13 protein-coding genes are annotated in these 23976 nt (G+C 36.0%); 2 read left to right on the top strand and 11 right to left on the bottom strand.

Going from position 1 to position 23976, the window contains the following annotated elements:
* The first annotated feature begins 49 nt into the window (after positions 1-49).
* Positions 50-883 carry an alpha/beta fold hydrolase gene (locus P178_RS0117580; protein ID WP_027067463.1) on the top strand — a complete coding sequence of 278 codons (834 nt, stop codon included), beginning with the start codon at positions 50-52 and terminating at the stop codon, positions 881-883.
* A 71-nt stretch (positions 884-954) separates the two neighbouring features.
* On the opposite strand, the gene P178_RS0117575 is transcribed toward P178_RS0117580, so the two are convergent.
* Entirely contained in the window at positions 955-1797 is an 843-nt protein-coding gene (locus P178_RS0117575; protein WP_036147097.1) for an endonuclease/exonuclease/phosphatase family protein, read from the bottom strand.
* A 4-nt stretch (positions 1798-1801) separates the two neighbouring features.
* On the bottom strand, positions 1802-3829 hold the full coding sequence (locus tag P178_RS0117570) for a S9 family peptidase (RefSeq protein WP_036147096.1): 2028 nt from the start codon (positions 3827-3829) through the stop codon (positions 1802-1804).
* A gap of 293 nt (positions 3830-4122) precedes the next feature.
* On the opposite strand from P178_RS0117570, the gene P178_RS0117565 reads away from it, so the two are divergent.
* Complete coding sequence (locus P178_RS0117565) at positions 4123-5106, top strand: SDR family oxidoreductase (protein WP_027067460.1); 984 nt, start codon at positions 4123-4125, stop codon at positions 5104-5106.
* 213 nt (positions 5107-5319) lie between these two features.
* Here the strand turns inward: P178_RS0117565 and P178_RS22305 are convergent, their stop codons facing one another.
* Genes P178_RS22305 through P178_RS22745 form a run of 9 tightly spaced genes read right to left on the bottom strand, consistent with a single transcriptional unit; the run spans position 5320 to position 23828 of the window.
* The gene (locus P178_RS22305; protein WP_036147093.1) at positions 5320-6825 is read right to left on the bottom strand and encodes a M28 family peptidase; all 1506 of its coding nucleotides are present in this window, start codon (positions 6823-6825) and stop codon (positions 5320-5322) included.
* 54 nt (positions 6826-6879) lie between these two features.
* Positions 6880-7506 carry a Pycsar system effector family protein gene (locus tag P178_RS22300; protein ID WP_231500565.1) on the bottom strand — a complete coding sequence of 209 codons (627 nt, stop codon included), beginning with the start codon at positions 7504-7506 and terminating at the stop codon, positions 6880-6882.
* 27 nt (positions 7507-7533) lie between these two features.
* On the bottom strand, positions 7534-8574 hold the full coding sequence (locus tag P178_RS0117550; RefSeq protein WP_027067459.1) for an adenylate/guanylate cyclase domain-containing protein: 1041 nt from the start codon (positions 8572-8574) through the stop codon (positions 7534-7536).
* Positions 8575-8578: 4 nt separating this feature from the next.
* Positions 8579-8953: a response regulator gene (locus tag P178_RS0117545; protein WP_027067458.1), complete on the bottom strand. Its 375-nt coding sequence runs from the start codon at positions 8951-8953 to the stop codon at positions 8579-8581.
* A 52-nt stretch (positions 8954-9005) separates the two neighbouring features.
* The gene (locus P178_RS22975) at positions 9006-12653 is read right to left on the bottom strand and encodes an ATP-binding protein (protein WP_081819469.1); all 3648 of its coding nucleotides are present in this window, start codon (positions 12651-12653) and stop codon (positions 9006-9008) included.
* 18 nt (positions 12654-12671) lie between these two features.
* Positions 12672-14789: a sensor histidine kinase gene (locus P178_RS23605; RefSeq protein WP_231500564.1), complete on the bottom strand. Its 2118-nt coding sequence runs from the start codon at positions 14787-14789 to the stop codon at positions 12672-12674.
* 6 nt (positions 14790-14795) lie between these two features.
* Positions 14796-16961, bottom strand: a complete 2166-nt coding sequence (locus P178_RS23600; RefSeq protein WP_231500563.1) for an ATP-binding protein — start codon at positions 16959-16961, stop codon at positions 14796-14798.
* Positions 16954-20790: a two-component regulator propeller domain-containing protein gene (locus P178_RS22960; protein ID WP_081819468.1), complete on the bottom strand. Its 3837-nt coding sequence runs from the start codon at positions 20788-20790 to the stop codon at positions 16954-16956. The genes P178_RS23600 and P178_RS22960 overlap by 8 nt, the downstream gene beginning before the upstream one ends.
* The gene (locus P178_RS22745; RefSeq protein ID WP_051638342.1) at positions 20787-23828 is read right to left on the bottom strand and encodes an ATP-binding protein; all 3042 of its coding nucleotides are present in this window, start codon (positions 23826-23828) and stop codon (positions 20787-20789) included. Before P178_RS22745 ends, P178_RS22960 begins: the two co-directional genes overlap by 4 nt.
* Positions 23829-23976: the final 148 nt, after the last annotated feature.

Here is a 23976-nt window from a genome sequence, read left to right as displayed (position 1 = left end):
TATTTGACGAAATCCTAATTATCTTGTATAAGAATTATAAAATAAGAATATGCCATTTATATCAAATACAAAAGCAAAGGAACAAGTAGATATTTTCTATGAAGATTATGGAAGTGGACAACCTGTAATATTAATACACGGATGGCCTTTAAGCCGTAAATCTTGGGAACAACAGGTTTGGAAAATTGTTGAGGAAGGGTACCGTTGTATATCATATGACCGTAGAGGATTCGGAACATCATCTGCACCTTGGGGAGAATATGATTATTCTGCTCTAGCAAGTGATTTAAATGCGATTATAGAAGAGTTAGATTTGAAGGACGCAATTATTGTTGGTTTTTCAATGGGAGGAGGAGAAGTAGTACGTTATTTAACGGAATATGGTTCTAGTAGAATAGCAAAAGCAGCGTTAATAAGCTCTATTGTTCCATTGGTAAAACATAAATCTGATAATCCTGATGGAGTGCCAGAAGAAGCTTTAGATGGTATTATAGATGCCTTACAGAAAGATAGAGTTGGTTTCTTAAAGGAATTTAGCAAAGGATTCTATAATTATGAGGATAATAAGGATAATCGAGTAAGTCAGGCACAACTAGATTATGACTTTAATATAGCATCATTTGCTTCGCCTAGAGCAACAATACAAGCGGCTCTTGCATGGATGCATACCGATTTTAGACCAGAGCTAAAAAACGTAACAGTGCCAACATTAATAGTTCATGGAGATGCAGATGCCACTGTACCTTTTGAAACATCTGCAAAACAAGCTGCAGAAGGAATTAAATATAGTACGTTAGAGGTTATCAAAGGAGCTCCGCACGGACTTAATGTAACCCACCCAGAAGAATTGAATGAGATATTGATTTCATTTTTAAAGAAATAAAAATATCTCTTTCAAATAAAAAATCCCGATTGTTTCAACAATCGGGATTTTTTATGCTGTCTAATAAAATCTTAGTTCTTCATTTCTAAGTTTGCGAATACGGGCAAATGATCGGAAATATGCTTGTTGTTTTCCATTCTGTCATCAATATGAATATACTCTAGAACTTCAAAATTCTCAACAAATATATAGTCAATACGGTTGTTTAAAACTCTATTGTGGTCAAAACCGCTAAAGGAACCAGTAGGACCATAGAACGGTTTTTTGGTGATCGATTGGCCATCTGTCAAAGCGCCTTGCAAGAATTTGATAGGAGTTTCGTTAGGGCTCAAATTCAAATCACCCATAAGAACTACCGGAAGCTTATTTGAATTTATTTCTTTGATTTTAGTAACTATAAGCTCAGCAGATTTTTCACGGGCAACAGTGCCTATATGATCAAAATGGGTGTTAAATACCATAAACTGCTTACCGCTTTCTATATCAACAAATACCCCATACGTACAAATACGTTCCATAGAAGCATCCCAACCTACTGAAATTTCATGTGGAGTTTCAGAAAGCCAAAACGTTTCACTTTTTAAAAGTTTAAACTTTTTGGTATTGTAAAGAATAGGGGAGTATTCCCCTTTTTTCTTTCCATCATCTCTACCAACGCCAATAAAGGTGTAGTCTGATAAGTTTTCATCCAAATAGGTCAACTGATGATCAAGTACCTCTTGCATACCAATTATATCTGGCTCATAATAGTTTAAAAGTTCAACCATGGCTTCTTTTCGGTCGTTCCAATTGTTTACCGTATCGTTTACATTATCATACTTGATATTGTATGATAACACCTTGACTTCTTGTCCGTATGTAGTTAAAAACGAGATGAATAATCCTAGTATAAAAATAATTTTTTGAGTTTTCATACTTTTATTCTGCTTCTTTGTATTTCTCGAACCAAGCTAAAACACTGGCAATTTTTGCAATTAAATTACTTGGTCTATTGGCAATACCGTGGCCTGCACCAGGTATACGTACCATAGCAGTTTCTACACCTTCTAATTTTAGTGCGGTATAGAACTGTTCAGATTCTGCAATTGGAGTTCTATAATCTTCCTCGCCAGTAAGTAACATTGTTGGGGTTGTTACATTGGCTACATACATTAAAGGAGAACGTCTAAAATAATTTTCTGGATCTTCCCATGGTTTTTTGCCGAACCAGTATTTAGAGAAAAAAGCAGCACCATCGGCATACAATACAAAGCTTGTCCAGTTAATTACTGGCTTGGCAACTACAGCAGCTTTAAAGCGGTCTGTTTTTCCTACTATCCAAGCAGTCAGTACTCCGCCGCCACTTCCACCGGTAACAAAAAGATTATCGGTATCAACATAACCTTTTTTAATAACGGCATCTACACCACTCATTAAATCTTCATAATCATGATTAGGGTAGTCGTGGTGAATTAAATTTCCAAATTCGGCTCCGTAGCTTGTACTACCTCTAGGGTTACTATATAATACCACATAACCCGCAGCAGCGTAAGCTTGTATTTCGGCACTATAAACAGAACCGTAGCTAGTAAACGGTCCGCCATGAATTTCAAGGATAAATGGGTACTTTTTATTAGGGTCAAAGTTTGGCGGAGTAACCACCCAACCTTGAATCTTTTGTTGGTCATAAGAAGACTCCCACCAAATTTCTTCAGTTTTACCTAAGTCTCTGAACGAGTAAAGATCATCATTTACAAAAGTTACTCGTTTAGAACCTTTTTTGTCGGCAACGCCTAGATCAGAAGGATGTTCCGTATTACCCAGGGTATATGCAAATCGTGAGTTTTTAGAAACTGTAAAATCACCTGCATTATAAGGTCTTCCTAAGGACAAACCACCAAGACCTTCAACTAAAGTTGTAATTTTTCCTTCAAGGGTAATGTGTCCAATTTTGGTAGCACCTTCCGTATCATATTGAAAATAAAGACCTTTACCATCATTAGCCCATTGCGCATTAGCTATATCTCTATCAAAATCTCCAGAAAGCAATTTTGAGTCTGTACCATCGGTATTCATCACATATAAATTCGTGATTTGGTACCCCATTAATTTATCATCGTTACCTGTGTACGCAATCATTTTACCATCAGGAGAAACTGTTGGAGAGCTGTCAGGACCATATCTTGTAGTCAACGGAGAAACTTCGCCGTTAGAAATGTTCAGGGCATATACCTCACTATTGGCAGGTTCAAAAGCCTCATCAGGATTAAAATTCGCTGAGAAGTAAAGTGTTTTGTCATTTTTGGACCATACAGGTGCACCGTGATCAAAAGTTGTCGCCGTCAGTTGTTTAGGTGTACCACCGTCTAAAGAAAGGGTGAAAATTTGATTGTGCCCACCTTTAATATAACCTTGTCCGTCACCTCTGTAATTTAATTTGTCAATGTAAGTAGGAGGTGTGTTCCATTTTGCACCTTCCGGCTTTGCAGGTAATTTTACAATAGATTCTTCAGCTTCTGGTACAAACATGGTAAATGCCAAATAACGGTCATTGTTAGACCAACTAACTGCTCCTGGAGCTTTAGGCGTATTGGTTAATGGTGCAATTTCTTTGGTATCCATCCACATGATATACAATTTCATCTTATCATCGGATTTGTTCGATTTAAAGATGATTTTTTTACCATCATGAGACCAACGTGGGTAGTAATCATTTTGGTTACCAGTGGTAATTGGTCTGTTTTGTGAACCATCATAATTTACCATCCATAAGTTAGATAAGTTCTTATCTGTCATGATATCCTTAAAATTTCGGACATAGATAATTTTGGTTCCATCAGGTGATATCTGAGGGTCAGATACATACTCCATGTTAAAAATATCGGTAAGCTCAAGATTTGAAGAAACTTGGGCGGTTACAGATACTGTAAACAGCAAGAGAAATAGTGTTTTACAAATAATTTTCATAGTGTTGAATTTGGTTTGAAATGATAGTATGAAGATAATGATAAAGCTTAAAAAGAGATGCCTCATGCTATAGTAAACTTCTTAAAATATAGATGTTCTTAACATTCTCTTTTTGTATTTTCACATTAAAGAAGATAAAGGTTATTGACAACAAATTTATCTGGTATTTACAGCATGCTATAAAGTTGATGTATTTGCATTTTATTCTTTCTTTAAGGCAGGTCAATATTTTATACAGATGTATAAAGTGATAAGTTGTAATTATTTGATTATTAGTATTTTAAAATGTAAAAATGAAAGTATTATTTATAGGAGGAACAGGAAATATTAGCACACCAAGTAGTAGATTGGCTGTTGCTAAGGGAATGGATTTATATGTATTAAATAGAGGGAAAGCCAAAGTTGAGATTGAAGGAGCACATTCCATTATCGGAGACATCAATAAACCCGAAGAACTTACAGAGCTTAAAAAACATGACTGGGATGTTGTTGTAAACTGGATCGCTTTTACACCAGAAGACATTGAGCGTGATATTGAATTGTTTAGAGGGAAAACCAAGCAATATATTTTTATAAGTTCAGCTTCTTGTTATCAAACACCTTTAAGTTATCCTGTAATTACCGAATCTACTCCGGTACATAACAAGCTGTGGGACTACTCTGAGAATAAAATTCTATGTGAAGACCGCTTGCAAAAAGCATATAGAGAAGAAGGATTTCCTATCACTATTGTTCGTCCGTCACTAACATACGATACCGTAATACCTATTGCAATTGGCGGATTTAATAAATATAATACGGCACAGCGAATTTTAGATGATAAGGAAATTATTATTCATGGAGATGGTACGTCGCTTTGGACGGTTACCCACTCTGACGATTTTGCAAAAGGCTTTGTTGGGTTATTAGGAAATACACCCGCAATTGGTCATGCATTCCATATCACATCAGATGAGGTTTTGAGCTGGAATATGATTTACAAGATTTTAGCAGATGCTTTAGGGAAAGAAGCGAAGGTAGTACATATTGCTTCTGATTTTATATGTAAAATAGAACCTTCTTTTACGGGAACTCTATTGGCAGATAAGGCAGAAAGTGTTTTATTCGATAATAGCAAGATCAAAACCTTTGTACCTGGTTTTAAAGCAACCATTCCGTTTTCTGAAGGGATAAAGAGAACTATTAAGTGGTTACAAGAAGATTCAGAGCGCCAGAATATAGATCAAGAGACTGAAGCTAAAATCGAGAATGTGTTGAAGGTTTATAAAGGGTTGTAGATTTAGAAATTTAATTTTAGAGTAATTCATCATTCGTATTACCCACCGCTTTAGCCCCTCAAAGGAGGGGAAGATTACATTTTTGATTTCGAACTAGAAGTGCCTTTAAATCTAGGGTTACTATGTCAATTCTGTAAATATTTTAAAATGTCAGCAGGAGCTATTCCCCTCTAGGGAGGGGTTAGGGGTGGGTTTTTGTTTGTAGACTATAGGCTAGTTTTTGATAGGTGACGCTTCAGGAACTATTTCATATAGAACATTTGCCGCGGCTTCATACTTATCACCTTTAATCCAAAAAGGTGTTTCAGGATCGTTGGCTATTAACCTACCTGAGAGCACGTACCCTTGATAAAATTTTAGTAGGTAATCAAAATCTAGGCTATCTGCCTCATCACCAGCTTGATGGTAATATTTATTGATTTCATCATCAAAGGCATCAAAACCTGTGGAATAAGTAGGAGCAGGAACTCCTTTGCTAGCGAAACTTACATTATCACTACGATCAAAAAGACCTTGTTCGGGTGCAGGATCGTCTATGGCTTCTAGTCCAAATGTAGCAGCTCCAGCTACAATATGTTTTTGTGCTGTTGTTCTATTTAATCCAATTACGGTTGCCAATTTTGTATTGTTATACCCGCCACCATCAGTGTTGAAACCATATACAATTTGCTTGAGTGGAAATATAGGATTCTCAACATAATATTGACTACCTAATAAACCTTTTTCCTCGCCCGTAAAAAAAATGAATATAGCCGACCGTTTTGTAGGAAACTTTCCAATATTCTCTGCCATACTTAAAACTGCGGTGGTACCTATAGCGTTATCTCTGGCTCCATTATAAATACTATCTCCTGTGGCATCCGGCGTGCCAATACCCACATGGTCATAGTGCGCAGAATACATAATATACTCGTCCTTTAGTTTCGAATCAGTGCCTTCCAAGACTCCAATCACATTTTGCGTAATTAGAGTTTTCTCTTTCTTTCCATCAGTTTCAATTGAATACGATAATTTTGAATTAGTTAATACATCTAGTTTTTCTGGAGTCGTGTTTACCCAAAGATGAATAAAATCAGTTTTTGGATTTTGGTCATCCATAGCATCAGGAATCTTAACATTTTCTCCCATAAAGTGCGATATTCTCGACCACCATTCTTCATCTAGCAAGGTCATTTCAATTAAACCAATAGCCCCATTTTTAACGGCTAATTGTTGCTTTTCTTTATGTGAGCCATAAATAGCTCTGGCATCAGAGGCTTCTGAAGTGCCGCCTTTAACTATGATTAGTTTTCCTTTTACATCTATTCCTCTGTAATCTTCTTCACTTCCAAAACCAAGATATACAGCTTTTCCAGAAGGCGATGCTGCTTTTGCTTTAACGGCAATGGTATGTGGATAGTTCTCGCCATCTATAGAGACTTTTAGCAGACTTGGTTGGGCTGTTTGTGAAAGTTTAAATGACTGATAGTATGAATTAGTGACAGGGTTCGGTTGTATTCCATACCCTCGCAAGGTATTTGCAAGGTAAGATGCCGCAATCTTTAATTCTGGCGATCCTGTGGCACGACCATTCAAAGCATCATCTGCCAAAAAATAAATATGACCCTCAATTTTATTTTTGTCTACCGTTTTTGTTGCTTTTTCTGTGTCGGTTTGCGCAGAAACTATTGTGTTTAAAGTTAAAGCTGATAGTAGTAAAAAAAGTTTCGCTGTTTTCATAATCTCATTTTTAATAGGTTTATTCAGGTAATATTTATATCAATTTTACAATTGCTAGGCAATTCTAAGCACCCCGTAATAAATAGCGGTTATTAGTAACAGAATTAGACTAATGGCTAAAAAACGAATGGAACGTTGTACGTTTCTAAATTTCCAAGCGGCTATTTTTGAGTTGATATAGATTTGTTCTCCTAATTGCTCAAAAACCTCTTCTTCGTTCATACTTACCTTATAGAATTTTTTTGAGAATTCTTTGATGCTCCCAAATTTGGTTATGACATCTCCAAAATAAAATACATTGTCACTATAGTTTCCTTCTAATTTTGGAATAAAGCAGCGTACGCTATAAAAAACGGAAACAGTAGTGGCAACAAACCAAAGTCCGATAAAGACATAAAATAAAATAGCATTAGAAACCGAGTGCATTACAGGAGCTGCACTTTGATAAATGAAATTCAATATAATACCGTAAAAGGATAGAATTAGACCTGCTTTTAATTCAGAAGCCTTTATTAAACTTGATACATAATTGATTGTACCCCAATAGTGATCTACCAATTCTTCTGCATGCCCCTTAGATTTAAGTTCATCTAAGAGTCCTTTTTCAAAAGCAGATAACGGATTTTCCTTTGCCTTAATTTTAGTAGTTTTTTTATTTTCAGGTGGTAATGGTTTGGTCATAGTTAGAAATTTAAATACTGCAAATAATTATTCAAGTACATTATAGACAGTAAGTGGTTGCGCTTTATTTTTCATTAAAATACTGCCAAGGTTCTCACATTTAAAAGCTTCTTTTACTTGTTCGTAGCAACCCTCGCAGATAATTATTTGATTTTCTTTAGCGGCATCTTGTAATCTGGCAGCAGTATTTACGGTATCGCCAATTACGGTATAATCAAGTCGTTTTAAAGTAGCGGAACCTATGTTGCCCGATATCATTTCACCACTTTTAATGCCTATTGAAACTTTGGGTTTAAAATTTTCTTTATTCTCCACATTTGGGAAAGCATTAACTTGGTTTCTTATCGCAAGAGCAGCATCAATGGCACGGTCTAAATGATATTCTCCTCTAAAAACGGCCATAACAGCATCACCAATAAATTTATCTATGATTCCGTCTTGCTCCATAATCTCTTTTACCATGGCATCGAAATAGGTGTTGAGCATGGTAACGACTACATCTGGGCTCGTAGTTTCACTAATCTTTGTGAATCCACAAACGTCTACGAACATGACCGTACCCTCAATACTTTCATTATCCATAATTTTAGATTCATATTCTTGTCCACTCATAAAATTTAGAACGTTCTCATCTACATACATTCTAAGAATATTGTTCTCTTTAATAGCCTGTAGGGTCTTTCGAATTTCTCTGGCATGCTTTAAGGTTTTCTCCATGGTCAAAGTAAGGTCCTCAAAATTGATAGGTTTGGTGATAAAGTCAAAAGCACCACGGTTCATGGCCACACGAATATTTTCCATGTCACCATATGCGGAAACAATGACCGATTTTATTAGCGGACTAGATTCATGTAACTCAGAGAGTAGGGTAAGACCGTCCATCTCTGGCATATTAATATCGCTCAAAACAATATCTATACCGGGATTTTCATCAAGCTTTTCAAGTGCGTCTCTACCATTTATAGCAAATACAAACTCGTATTCGTTCTGTCGTATCTGTTTTCTAAATTTCTGTTTGATGAGTATCTCTAAGTCTGTCTCATCATCTACTACCATTATCTTTGCCATAGTCTTACGTTAAGGTTATCAGCTTGTCTTTAAGGAGTGAAAAATCTAAAGGTTTGGTTAGAAAGTCGTCCGCACCTAGATTTTTTGCCATTGTTCTATTCTCATCATCTCCATAGGCGGTAATCATCATAACCATTGGTGGCGGTTTTACATAATTTTTTTTGATGTTATCTAATAGTTCCAGTCCGCTCATTCCTGGCATATTAATATCAGATAAAATCAACACCGCTTCATGCTCCATAGTTTTCATGATTTTGAGTGCATCTTCTCCAGAGAAAGCAAACACAAATTCTAATTCTTCTTTGCGAATCTCTTTTCTAAATCGTTGTTGAAAAAGCACTTTTACATCTTGTTCGTCATCTACAACTAATATTTTCATAATCTGTTTTTTTTGTGTTTGTAAATATTATAATGAGGGAACATTTTGCTATTTAATTCATTGGTAATGAGATGGTGAAGGTGGTGCCTTCTCCTTGTTTTGTTTCTACCGTTAATTCACCACCATGTACCTTTACAATATCATAGCTTAGTGATAGTCCTAGTCCGGTACCTTCCCCAGAAGGTTTGGTCGTGAAAAAAGGTTGAAATATTTTATCCAATACCTCTTTAGGCACTCCGTTACCATTGTCCGATACTTTAATAAGAACCATATTACCTTGCTTTTCGGTGCTCACAGATACAGTAGGGTTGTAACCTTTAGGATTTTCTTCTTTTTTCTTCTTAACTACATAAAAGGCATTAGTAATAAGATTTAGAATAACTCTACCCATATCTTGAGCTACGATATTTAATTTACCGATAGAGTCATCAAAGTCGGTATTCAACGTGGCATTAAAGGTTTTATCTTTTGCTCGCAAACCATGGTAGGCCAGGCGTAGGTATTCATCTGATAAAGTATTGATATCAGTTAATTCTTTTTGACCAGTACTACTACGGCTATGTTGTAGCATCCCTTTTACAATACCATCGGCACGTTTGCCATGAAAGATAATTTTTTCCTCATTGGCAGATACGTCTTTAGCTATGGCTTTTACTTCTTCATAATTACCGTTATCTATTTCTTCTTCTAGTTCATCAAGAAGTTCTTTGTTGACTTCAGAGAAGTTATTTACGAAGTTTAGCGGATTCTGAATTTCATGGGCAATACCAGCGGTAAGTTCACCCAAGCTTGCCATTTTTTCAGATTGTATAAGCTTTGATTGGGTGGACTTTAATTCGTCTATTTTGGTTTTAAGCTGAACGGTTCTATGAGAAACACGTTCTTCTAAAATTCTATTCTCTTTAGTTAATTTTCTGGCCCTAAAAACAATATATGCCCTTAAAATACTAGCTGTAATTAAACCAAAAATTAGGTACGCCCACCAGGTTTGCCACCATGGTGGATTTATTATAAATGAAAGTGTATCGGGTGCAGACCAGACGCTATTCCCACTTCTAATAGCCACTTTAAAGGTGTAATTCCCTGGTTTTAAGTTATAATAATTTTTGGTCTTGGTAGCATTTGCGGCATAGCTCCAATCTTCATCTTCACCATCAAGAATAAAGCGATAGTTCAATTTATCCCTGTTTAATATATCATTACTTCCATAACTAAAACTAATACTGTTCTGGTCATAAGGTAGGATAAGGCCTTGAGGTAGGTTGTATGGACGTTTTACCGAATCCCATGTTATACTATTGGTACTGGCATAAGTTGAAGTTTGCACCTTTGTAGAATCTTTCTTGAGGTTGAACCCGAACCCCGGGTTTTCATCCATGACGAACATGCTGTTAATTTGAACGGAGCTGATGGTACTGTCTTGATGAGGTTCTGAATTAAGAACAAGTAGCTTCCATTCACTGGAAGTACTCGTAACACCTGACCAAAACTGGCCGTTTTTTAAAAATTTAGGTGAATTTTGTAAATAATCATTCGATTTAAAACCGAGTCCACCATTAAAATTGTAGAAGCCTTTATCTGTTGTTTTTGCAGTGGCTTTTTCCATGGCAATTAAACCATTACCACTAGCCGCATACATAAAGTTCCCTCTTTCAACTAGGTCGTAAAAATCTAGTGGGTATAATCCATTTTCACTTTCAATAGTAGTAAGCGTATTTTGTTCTAAATTAAGTATGTCTATACCGTTTAAGGTTGCTATCCATAATTCACCTTCATTAGAAAATTTTGCTGAAGATACATTTTCATGGCTAAGACCTTGCTCTTTACTAAGATAACTAACAGTGTTCGTTTTTAAATTTACTTTGGCTAGTCCGTTTGTAGTAGGTATCCAAATAATTTCTTTGTCATAAGCTATGACGGATCCGCTTCCTGCCTTTAAAATTTCCTGGCCATTATTAGAGACTGCTTTTTTAACGGTGTTGTTTTCAATATTAAATATGTACAGTCCTGATCTAGAGTAGTTCGCAAATGTACCTTCATTTAAAATAGAAACTCCTGCACCAAAAATGTTGGAAGAATTGGCATAGACGTAAAGTTTATTTTTCTTTTTATCAAGAATGGAAAAGCCGGGCCTTGTGCTTAAATAATACATGTCCGGTGATATTTCTTTGATAAAATTGATTGTATTGGGCACACTATGTAATTGCTCAAAACTTAGAGTTTTTATAGTATTTTTATTTAAGTCAATAATATTTATACCCGCAGCGGTTCCAAGCCATAGTTCACCCTTTGAGTCTTCTTCTATTTCCCAAACTTGGTCATCTATTAAGCCTCTGGTGGTATCAAAATATTCTGTTTGTAAAGTAAATTCATTGGCGATAATTACTCCATTATCAGTGGAGGCAATCCAAAGTGACCCATCCTTACGCTTTAAGGGTGTTGGTATTTTAAGGGATTCTTCTCGTTTAGCGTTTAGCTTAATTTTTTTAGAGGCATTTCTATTTGTACTTAGAATATATGCCTCTCTAGGGCCAAATATCCATAAGTTGTCGTCAGAATCAAATTCCATATTGTCACCCTTTATGGTATATCCGTTTTCTTCACCTAATACACTAACTTTATTCTTATCTAATGCTAGTCTTAAAATGCTTGAAGTGGTTTTAGTATCAGGATTTGGGTAAGGGTAACTTAACCAAATACCATTTTGTGCATCTTCTTTAAATTCATAAACAACAGAATTTATTTCTAAATTGGCTATGGTTGAGATTGTTTTAATCTCAGTTCTTTCTTTATTCAATACTGCAAGACCATCTATAAACCCTAACCATAAGTTATCTTTGCTATCTTCAAAAAGTTTAAAGGGCTTATTTCGTCCTATATTTGAAATCTTTTGCAAACTTTTCATTTCCGAGTCCATCTTGTATATCCCTTCACTATCGGAGATTATGTATAGGGTTCCCGTATGATCGCAAAGAATGTCAAACGGTATAAAGCTTGCCGTTTTAGTTATTGTATAGGCTGTATTGTTTATAAAGTCTAACACTGTTAAAAAATTATGTCCAGGACTTACCAACCAAAGCTTACCTTGTTGGTCAAATGTCATTTTATACACTCCTTGGTAATCGTAAACTAAGGCGTTCTCACCATCATAGTAGGTTAGGGGTGTATTATTCATGGAAGACCCTATCCAAATACCACCATCCTCAGTTTCTAAAAACGATGTAATATCGTTAGAGGGCAATCCCTCATTTGTGGAAAGCTGTAGAAGATTCACATTTGTGCCAGCCATATTCGCTGGGGGTTTCATTTTGGTAATAGTTGGTTTTTTTATGGTAGATTTTGTAACTGTAAATGACGCAGAATCAAGCTTCAATTTCTCTACAGGAAAATTGTCCCAATCCAAATCGTATTCTTTCATGGGAGTTTCTAGTGGCTTGAATTCATTAAATTCAAACGGTTTGCTTGGCAAGGCATCTACGTTCAAATCATAAGTAACGGGAGTTGTCAGCGTATCATTGGTTATGGTCTCCCATTCAAAAGGTTCGGGGTCCGTAAATTGTAAAGGAATGGTTTCTGGAACCTTATAATCACCTACAGTAGTTTCCGTTTCGGACTTGCTTTGTTTGTGGCAAGAAACCAAAAACAGGCAGCAGAAAAAGCCGATTATAAGTATAAGTTTACTTTGTTGTGTATTTTTCATACTGGTTTGGTTGTTGGTCTAGTTTGGTAATTCTATAATAAATGTGGTTCCTTTATTTTTTGTTGTTTCCACTTTTAACTTTCCATCATGTCCTTTTGTTACAATATCATAACTCATGCTTAAGCCCAAGCCGGTACCTTGTCCAGTAGGTTTGGTGGTGAAAAACGGTTGGAATATTTTCTCTTTGACTTTTTCAGGAATACCGTTACCATTATCAGAAACACTAATGGTGATATATTCATCAGACTTTTTAGTACAGACAGTAACTATGGGTTTAAAACTAACACCTCTTTGTTTTTTCTCGTTTACCGCATAAAACGCGTTGGTAATCAAATTGAGAATTACCCGCCCCATGTCCTGTGGTACAATATTTACTTTTCCAATGCTCTCGTCAAAATCGGTAATGAGTTCGGCATTAAATGATTTATCCTTGGCCCGCAGACCATGATAAGCCAAGCGCAAATACTCATCGGCAAGGGCATTGATATCAGTTGGTTCTTTTGTGCCGCTGCTGCTCCTAGAATGTTGAAGCATACCTTTTACAATATTGTCCGCGCGTTTGCCGTGATGGTTTATTTTTTCAAGGTTTTGTTTGATATCCAACGAAATAGCCTTCACTTCTTCAAGATCTCCTTTATCCAATTCCTCGTTCATTTCATCAACAAGTTCGTTGCTTACTTCAGAGAAATTATTAACGAAGTTTAAGGGATTCTGAATCTCATGGGCAATACCGGCCGTGAGTTCACCAAGACTTGCCATTTTCTCGGATTGGATGAGTTGCGATTGTGTGGCTTTTAGATCATCTAAAGATTGATTTAATTCTAATGTTCTTTCTTTAACTAGTTGCTCTAAAGTATTTTTTTGTTGAGATAAAATGGATTCTTTTTCTTTGGATAATTCTTGGACACGATTTAAATTTAATCTTAAATCTTGACTGCGCTTTCCAAATGCGTAACCTAAATAGATAGCTAAAACAACAGGGATAAGCATAAAAGCAAAAGGAATAAATTTATCTATGCGCTGGTCTACTAAACCCATATACCAACATATCATTAAAATCCAAAAGGCCAGGTTAATACAACTAGAACTTAAAAATAAAAAGCTGGCAACTTTATTTTTGTTCCAAGATTTTAAACTTAAACGTATAATACCAGCATAAAAGAAAATTGACCAGATAGGCCCCAACGCGTCAGGATTATATAAAAAGTAACAACATATAGTTGAAAAACATAAAAAACTAATAGTTTTAAAAACAAGGTCTATAGGCTGTTCTAATATTTTGTAAAAACAGAATAAAAGAATAAGGCTTGAAATAAGAACGCAAGTGTCAAAATAAAACGTAAGCCAAAAATAAGTACCAGTATTATCATTGATTGACAATACTCCTAATGTAAATAGAATTAAGAATAATAAAGAGGCAGAAAAATAACCGTTAATTCTCTCTTTAGGGAAGAAAATAAAAAACGATAGGAAAATAATAAACATTAGAATGGCAAGACCAAGTGAGATATTATAATTATTGACATATTGTTGAAAAAAAGCTACACGTCTATTTTTTACCACATCAGTTGAATTGGCATTACGCAAAGACGATATAAAAATTCTAAATAGTCCGTTATGATTGAAATAGATAGGGTATTTGTATTGGGCATTGACAAAACGTACAGCTAAAATTTGTTCTTTGCCTATCTCTAAAGGTAAATGAAGCACTTGACTAAATGGATTATGGTAGATAACTTCATCCTTGTTAGAGCTTACATTACCCAATTGGTGAATTAGTTTGCCATCTAAATAAATTTCTGAAGCTCCTTCTTGATAAATATTTAAAACTAGAGCATCATTTAACGACTGGTCTGCCATAATACGTTTACGCAACCATACAATTTCGCCCCTATCTGCAATTACGTTTTTTCCATCAAGCAGATTTAAGTTATTACTAGAGAATTCATTCCAGGTAGAATCATCAAATTCTGGATTTGCCCATAATTTATTATCTCCTTTTTGATAACGCCAATCGTCACCAAGAATCATCCAGTTATCAGCCACAGTAGTATCTGTAATGACTAACACTTTGTCTTCTTGACTTAATAGTGTCAACGGAAGTAGAAAACCAATAATGTATAATATATGTTTCATTATCATTTAAATTATGGGAAAAATGATTTTAAAAGTGGTTCCTTCACCTTGTTGTGTTGTCACCAGCAATTCACCACCATGCCCCTTAGTAATAATATCATAACTCATGCTTAAGCCCAAGCCGGTACCTTGCCCAGTAGGTTTGGTGGTGAAAAAGGGTTGGAATATTTTCTCTTTGACTTTTTCAGGAATACCGTTACCATTATCAGAAACACTAATGGTGATATGTTCATCAGACTTTTTAGTGCTGACAGTAACTATCGGCTTAAAATTAATATCCCTTTGTTTTTTCTCGTTTACCGCATAAAACGCATTGGTAATCAAATTGAGAATTACCCTCCCCATGTCTTGTGGTACAATATTTACTTTTCCAATGTTCTCGTCAAAATCGGTTATGAGTTCGGCATTAAAAGTTTTATCCTTTGCCCGAAGACCATGATAGGCCAAGCGCAAATATTCATCTGCAAGGGCATTGATATCCGTAGGTTCTTTAGTGCCACTGCTACTACGACTGTGTTGTAACATACCCTTTACAATATTATCCGCACGTTTACCGTGATGGTTTATTTTTTCAAGGTTTTGTTTGATATCCAACGAAATAGCCTTTACTTCTTCAAGATCTCCTTTATCCAATTCCTCGTTCATTTCATCAACAAGTTCGTTGCTTACCTCTGAGAAATTATTGACGAAGTTTAAAGGGTTTTGAATTTCGTGGGCAATGCCGGCCGTGAGTTCTCCAAGGCTCGCCATTTTCTCGGATTGTATGAGTTGGGATTGGGTGGTTTTTAATTCATCTAAGGATTGATTTAATTCTGATGTTCTTTCTTTTACTTTTAATTCTAACTTTTCATTTTGTGAAGTAATAAGTGCACTCTTTTCAGCTTCAACCTTTACAAGTTCCATTGCATTTTGCCTCATATCCTCATTTTTCTCTCTCATGCGATAAGCGACAAATGCCAACATGCCTAAAAAGAGAATGGCTTTACCGATCGTATCACTATGAACCATTATTAACCTTAGACTAAAATCATCTTTTATAGAAGATTGTCTTACTAAAAGACCAACAAGAGTAAGGACATAAGATAATGTTAAACAATAAAGAAGTATTCTAGCAGATAAAACTTTATTCTTAGACTTTATGGATAGGTAGATTAAGAAAAGGCCAATACTAATTTTAAATATAAAATATAGGAAATCCCCTATATCGTTATTTAAAAAGAAGAAAAATAAAGGTATTATCAAACTTGCCAAAATAAGCCATTTAGGAACTTTTCCATAATATATTTTATAGGCGAACAAAACGCAGAATAAGTAAAAACATAATTCTAAATAAAATCCGCAATAGGCAAGTATTATCATGTAATGAGAAGGAATTGTAAAGTACAAACTATCACCACCATAGAAAGCTGTGCTAAAATTCTCTAATAACATTATAGTAGAAAAAAGAGCGATAAAGAGTAGTTCACTTTCCTCTTTAATAAGGAAATAAAGAAGCCAGAAAAGAATGAAGAAAATCAAAGAACTCAATAAGTCAAATAAATGTCTGTAACCTATAAAACTCATGTAGTCAAAATAGTCATTGGTAACAAATCTGGTAGAGCCCAAAGGAAGCAATTTAGCAATGCCCCAATAGGTACTATAGTCAACATAATGTATGGCTAATGTATATGTAGTGTCAGGCTCTAAAAAAATAGGAGATCGTATGTCGAAATCTTGAATATGCTCTTTAAACGAGGCTCTGTCATTCCCTTTTTCTCCAGATTGACGGAACAACTGTCCATTTATATAAATATCCTCTGCTGCATGGTCTTCTTTGTCCAAGTAGAGTGGAAGCTTTGCGAAAGCACTATCAATGGTAAATTGCAATCTGAACCATCCTTCAAATTTTCCAGAACTATCTGCCATATCATTGGTTATCTGAGAGGGGTTTAATCGTTCCCAACCAGCTAAATCAATGTTCATAGAAGACGCATCTTGGCTATTTCCTGATTTAAAAATCCAACCTGCTTTATTTGTCAACCTTAAGCCAAAAATTGAATCTAAATCTGCTTTCGTAAAATGAACAATTGTATCAAGGGCCAATCCATTTTTATCTACAGGGTTTTCTTGCCCACTTGCCGTAAATAGCATACAGAAAAATAGCGTGATGAATAGTAGGGATTGTCTAATCATGTATTCTTAAGTTAATTATGAAAGTTGTGCCTTCACCTTCTTTTGTTGTCACTTGTAATTCTCCTCCATGTCCTTTTGTAACAATATCGTAGCTCATGCTTAAGCCCAAGCCAGTACCTTGACCTGTTGGTTTCGTAGTAAAAAAGGGCTGGAATATTTTATCCAATACCTTTTGGGGTATTCCACCTCCATTATCCGTTACCTTAATTTCCAAATGGTCTCCGGTCTTTTTAGTGCTGACAGAAACTATGGGCTTAAAATTGTTGTCTTTTTGCTTTTTCTCGTTGACAGCATAAAAGGCATTCGTAATTAAATTAAGGATTACCCGCCCCATGTCTTGGGGTATTATATTTACTTTTCCAATATGCTCATCAAAATCGGTTACCAGTTCGGCATTAAATGATTTGTCCTTTGCTCGTAATCCGTGGTAGGCCAGACGTAGGTATTCGTCAGCCAAAGCATTGATGTCCGTAGGTTCTTTTGTGCCGCTACTGCTCCTTGAGTGTTGTAACATACCCTTTACAATATTGTCCGCACGTTTACCATGGTGGTATATTTTTTCAAGATTTTGTTTGATATCCAATGAAATAGCCTTGGCCTCTTCAAGATCCCCTTTATCCAGTTCCTCGTTCATTTCATCAATAAGTTCGTTATTCACCTCACTAAAATTGTTGACGAAGTTCAATGGATTTTGAATTTCATGGGCAATACCCGCTGTAAGTTCTCCAAGGGAGGCCATTTTTTCTGATTGGATGAGTTGAGACTGAGTAGTCTTTAGCTTGTTGTAGGCTTTTGCTATTTCCTTTGCATGTGCCAACTCTTTTTCACGTGATCGTTCTTGTTCTTTTCGTTTGATTTTTGCCCGCATAAAGCGGTTTACCATAATAAAGCCAAGAAGTACTATTACCGCATACAATGCATAGGCCCACCATCGTTTCCACCATGGCGCAGCAATATTGATATTTAAGATTTTTCCTTCTTCGTTCCATATGCCATAGGCGTTGGAAGCCCTTATGGCAAATTGATATTCACCTGGATATAAGTTGGTGTAGGAGGCGAAATTTCGATTGTCATAGATCCAATCTTCATCGTACCCTATAAGCTTGTGGGCATATTGATTCTTTTCTGGATTTGCGAAGTGTAAGGCCGAAAATTCAAAACTCAAGTTGTTCTGTTGATGGGATAAATTAAGCAAATCGGTGTTTAGTAAACTTGCTGTCAGCGGACTTTCCAATCCCATATCTAAAACCGATTTATTTGAAATTAGCACATTAGAAATAAGTAAATCAGGCGGCGTATTGTTCGCCGTGATACTTTTGAAAGAGGTGAGGCCATGATCGCCGCCAAAATAAAAAGTACCATCCGTACTGCGTGCAGCGCCCAAGGGTATAAAAATATCACCACCAAGACCATCGGTTGTGTTATAATTTATAAAGGTTACTTTACCCAAACTTTCGTTGGTAACCATTTGTGAGATTCCATTTTGTGTACCAATCCACATTTCACCATTATCACCTTCCAAGATTACCTCTGTTAGGTTGGTGGGAAGACCATCGGTCTCTGTAAATTGGGTGAATATTCCGGTATCAGGGTCAAGCTTATTAATTCCCTCTGACGTAGCCAGCCAAATAATACCTTTACTATCTTCTAGGATGTCTGAAATACTATTACTAGTCAATGAGTTTTCCTTTTTTGGGTCAAAGTCATAATAGGTTACTTTATTGGTTTCAGGATCAATTCTATTCAAGCCTTGCCCATTCGCACTAACCCATATATATTTAGTGCCTATTTCAATGTCTGAAATATTGTTACCTCCCATTACTATACCTTTTTTATTTTCGGCTATACGTTGCTCAAACGATGCAGATTGCTTGTCGCTTAAAGGTCTTATAAGTGATAAACCATATAGGGACGTTTGATCCGGCGGGTCTTCATTCCATGCGTCATAGGCATGGCTATTATCTGCTTTAAATCGTAATGTATAAGAGCCAGGTTGAAGTGTTATAGGCGCCATGACAATCCTGTTTTTTGCTGCACCTCCAGCATAATAAGATTCTTCAAAGTTGTTAAATTTCCATATCGTATCGTTTTGTGCGTTCTCTATCCATCCATAATCAGCCATACTTCTGGAATCTCCTTCCCCTACAGACATGATAAAATAGGTGTCCTCTTCATTTATTTCTATAGCTTGGGAGCGGTCTTCAGAATCTTTGACCTTATCAATGAGTCCCATACTTTGATCTGATCGGGATAATGTATCAAATTCTTTCACTAAATTTTGTGGATAGGCAAGGGTGAATTTGCTCATCAATCGCTGGAAATTTCCAGTAGCAGGGTCAAAAATATTTACTCCATTATTGGTGCCAACCCAGAGTTTGCCTCGCCCATCTGCCCTAATGACACGTACTTGCGTGTTAGATAGGGTATTGGTATTATCAGCTTCATATTTGTACCTGTTGATTTCACGATAATTTTTATCCAGTTCAATTAATCCATCGCCCCAAGTACCCAACCAAAGGGTGCCATCTGGGTCTTCCGCAATACTTCTTACAGATCCACCAAAATAATCATCAACGACATCAAAAGCTACTTTTTCGAAGCTTCGTTTTTTTGGGTCAAAAATATTCAATCCCTCACCTCTCGATCCAACGTACATGGTGCCTGGTTTTACGGTAGAAGCAAGAATGCCAAAAACGCCATTAGGGCTAATACTCAGAGGGTCCTCTTCTATATGGGAAAAATAGGAAAATGGTTTGTTGATCGGGTCGTATTTCAATAAACCAGATTCCAAACTCCCAAACCAAAAAATACCGCTACGATCAACAATTAAATGGCTTATTGTAATGTCCCACATAGTACCATTCATTTTTAATTTTCCTGCGATTGTAATTTCTTGGTAATTATCCGTAATTCCATCAAATTTTAATATTCCCTTAAAATTATTGGTGATCCATATATTACCCTGTTGGTCAGGTAAAATCTTATTCAGTCTATCGAAAAGTCTAGTTTCGGAATCACTGTAATCGACAAGGGTTTTTAGGTTATTGGTTTTCGGATTAAATTTGTATATACCTTTACGAGTGGTTAACCAAAGTATATTGTTGGTATCCCAATATATTGATGAGATATGATTATTTGGATTTACGAAGTCAAACCCTTCCAAATTATCAGCTTTTACCGGCTTAAAGGTTTTTTCGTCTTTACTCATGTGCATTAAACCATAAAGGGTGGAGCCAAACCAAATACCTCCTTGTGCATCTTCGGTTATTGCAATACTAAAACCATTATGGTCTGGGTCGGTTATATTTGGGATGTCATACTCGGCAAAACCCCAGCTATCAGTTTCAGGATTATATTTCACCAATTCCATTGCTTGTGTAGCTGCCCAAATGCGTTGTTGAGAATCAATAAAAACGGTAAAAACACGACCTACGTCTGGGGGTAAATCAAATAGTTCCACAAAAGCATAATTGATAAATTCATTTTTCTTTCGGTCATACTTGGATACTCCTTCGTCCGTTGCCACCCACATATCTTGGTTTGCATCCTCTGCAAGGCCCCAAATACCATTAGTAAGTAAACTATAGGGGTTGTTTGGTACATGTTTAAACGTCTCAAATCTGTAGCCATCATATTTTTGTAGGCCATTACTTGTTCCAATCCATAATAAACCATAGCTATCTTGTAAAACCTCTTTTACGTCTGGAGAGGCAAGACCATCGGCAATGCTTAAATAGGTGGGGTTTATCTGCTGTTGCTTCACTTGGGCAAATCCAAAAGAAGTTATTAGGCAGATTAGAGCAGTAATGAATCTGGTTTTTGCTTTCATTTCGTTTTTATTGGTTCGGTCACATATACTGGCAACGTAATGTTAAATTGCGTTCTCTCATTTTCTATGGTTTCTACATGGAGTTCCCCCCCATGCCCTTTGGTGACAATATCATAACTCATACTCAATCCTAATCCCGTTCCCTGTCCTGTTGGTTTAGTAGTGAAAAAGGGTTGAAAAACTTTGTCGATAACGTGTTTAGGTATTCCATTGCCGTTATCAGTGACTTTTATTTCTATTTTATCACCAACTCTTTTAGTACTAACTGAAACGATTGGCTTATAGTCCTTAGGTTTTTGTTGATTCTTTTCATTCACGGCATAAAACGCATTCGTAATTAAATTGAGAATTACCCGCCCCATGTCTTGTGGTATCATATTTACTTTTCCAATATGCTCATCAAAATCGGTTACCAGTTCGGCATTAAATGATTTGTCTTTTGCCCGTAATCCGTGATAAGCCAAGCGTAAATATTCATCTGCAAGAGCATTTATATTCGTAGGTTCTTTAGTACCGCTACTACTTCTTGAGTGTTGCAACATACCCTTAACAATATTGTCTGCACGTTTACCGTGGTGGTTTATTTTTTCAAGGTTTTGTTTGATATCCAATGAAATAGCCTTTGCTTCTTCAAGATCCTTTTTATCTAGCTCTTCGTTCATTTCATCAATAAGCTCGTTACTTACTTCAGAAAAATTATTGACAAAATTTAACGGGTTTTGAATCTCATGAGCAATACCGGCAGTAAGTTCACCAAGACTGGCCATCTTCTCGGCTTGTATCAATTGCGATTGGGTAGTTTGCAGATTAGACAATGTATTTTCTAATCTCTTTTTTTCTGTGAGTAGGGCAGTAGCTTGATTTTCCTTGACCTGTAAATCTAGAAATCGAGTATAGGTTTGTTCAAATACCGTTGCAAAGCGCTTAAAAATATCATGGGATTTTGGTACTCTTTCATAGGTGATAAACATAACATACCCATGTTTAAAATAACATATATGAAAGATTTGAAAAGTAGGAAGTGAATGCCCTGCTTTAAGAACACCATCCAAAACTTCGCCAAAAACAGGAAGCGTGCGCATAAACTCATAATGTTCTTTAATAAGTTCGCCACCAAGTTCCTCAACATGAAAGGTTTCACCATTATGTGACGGTTTTAAAAAATTATAACCAACACCAATATTTGGTAGTATAAAAGGTTTTTGAATTACGCCCTCACTGCTCATAAATGCAGTGGCTTTTTCTTTATTTTCTGACCATATGCAATATCCCGCGCTCCATGCTGGTATGCCTAGTGCCTGAACCTGTAAAAATAGGTCGTTGGCAGCCTCAGGAAGCTCATCACTACGCTGCATGGCCATTGTACGACTTCGTACCCGTTCTAAAGCATTTTCAATCTGTGCTTCACGAATTTGGGCTTCTGCTTTTTGAAGGTCTAGAAAACGTGTATAAGTTTGCTCGAAAACTTTCGCAAAACGTTTAAAAATATCATGCGCGTCTGGTACATGTTCTCTTGTGATAAAGAGCAGATAACCATATTTAAAATAAACAACATGGTCTATTTGATAGGTTGGGAAGCCATTATTGGTTTCCTTCAGCTTCTTTAATACATTACCTATAATTGGAAGAGAACTCATATATTCATAATGAGCCACACATTCATCACCTGTAAATTCTTTTATAACTAGAGATTCACCTCTCTGACCTTTTTTATAGTACTCATTAAATATACCTGCTCTTGGAACTTTATAGGTTTGTAAAATACCAGCCTCATTTCCAAACCATTCAGTAGAATCATTTTCTCCATAAATATTGAATGCGCATCCCCAGGTTTTAATATTCAACGCCCTTACTTGTTCATCTAATAGGAAAGAAGCTTCTTGTAATTCATCACTATGTTGCATTGCCATAGTTCGTGAACGTACTTTTTCCAATGCTAACTCTATCTGAACTTCACGAGCTTGTCTTGCAGATTTTTGAAGTTCAAGAAAACGATGATGAGCCAGGTCGAAAGCCTTTGCAAACTTCACTAAAATTTGCAGGTTTTCTTTAGGTGGATGTTCAACTATACCGGGTAAGCTATATCCAATTTCACCATGTGAAGTACGGGCCATAATAAAGGTTAATCCGCCAATATTGGTTATATCATCAGGTGTTGGTGCTTGAGGATCAATTTTTTTAAAATCGCCCAGGTTCATCATTTTATCCACATAACTGATTGCAGCTTTTGCATTCATAGGATATACGACCGTAGCATTATTGCTCTGTTCCCAATCGGCTAACAAAGGAATGTCACCATGAAGATGTCTTGGTAAGGACATTACAAATCCTATTTTGCTACCATCACCAGAGGTCATGGCTTTTTCATAGGTTTCTGGCAACCACATCATGTGCCAGAAGTACTGTGCTTCATATCCTAATTTGACAAATTCAGTGCGTAGCGTAACCACCACATCTAACAAATCGTCAGTGATATTCATCGCCAATGCCTTAGTGCGAATCCGTTCTAAAGCTCCTTCAATTTCTAATTCTCTATTCTTTATTTCAAGTTCTATGGTACGCCGCTTAATGGCTTCTCTTAATTCTAGATTTTCCTTACTAATCTGTTCAAAGCCTATAGTTTCTCCTTCTTGTGCCTTTACATCTGGGGTTGAGTAATGTTGATACACAAAATGCCAGCTTTTTTCGTTCTGCTCAAGAATATTGCTAAAACGAAAGCGACCATAATAATTCCATTCTTCTATATTTAGAAACCAAGCATCAAATAAGTGGGTGATAAATATGAGCTCACCAAATTGTTCTACTATTTTGGTTTCATTACGTATTTGAGATTTTCCAGAAAGTTGTTCAGCAGTTGCTTCAAAGAATTTAGTGGTATCCTTACGGTTTAAGAATTCTTCATTGTCTGTAGAGCCTATAAAATGAAAGTTAGTATCTAAATAGGAGTCGTAGGTTTCAACATCACCATTTAGGTAGCTGTACATCCATTTATCGTAAATTTCAATAACCTCTTTTTCCCTCTTTTTGGTTGGCTTCATGCACTAATTGGTGGTTAGTTTTGAAAAAAGTAAAAATTAATATCAGTCCATAAAAAAGTATAATCCATTACTAAAAACAGCATATACATTCTGTAATTTTTCGCAAAAGGAAAAAACAACAAATTGGAAATCAATTAAAAAATGGGGA

Origin of the sequence: Maribacter sp. Hel_I_7, assembly GCF_000688315.1 — a bacterium.
GTDB lineage: Bacteria > Bacteroidota > Bacteroidia > Flavobacteriales > Flavobacteriaceae > Maribacter > Maribacter stanieri.
The sequence above is the reverse complement of the archived record's forward strand: the minus strand, read 5'-3'. Positions and strand labels throughout refer to the sequence as shown.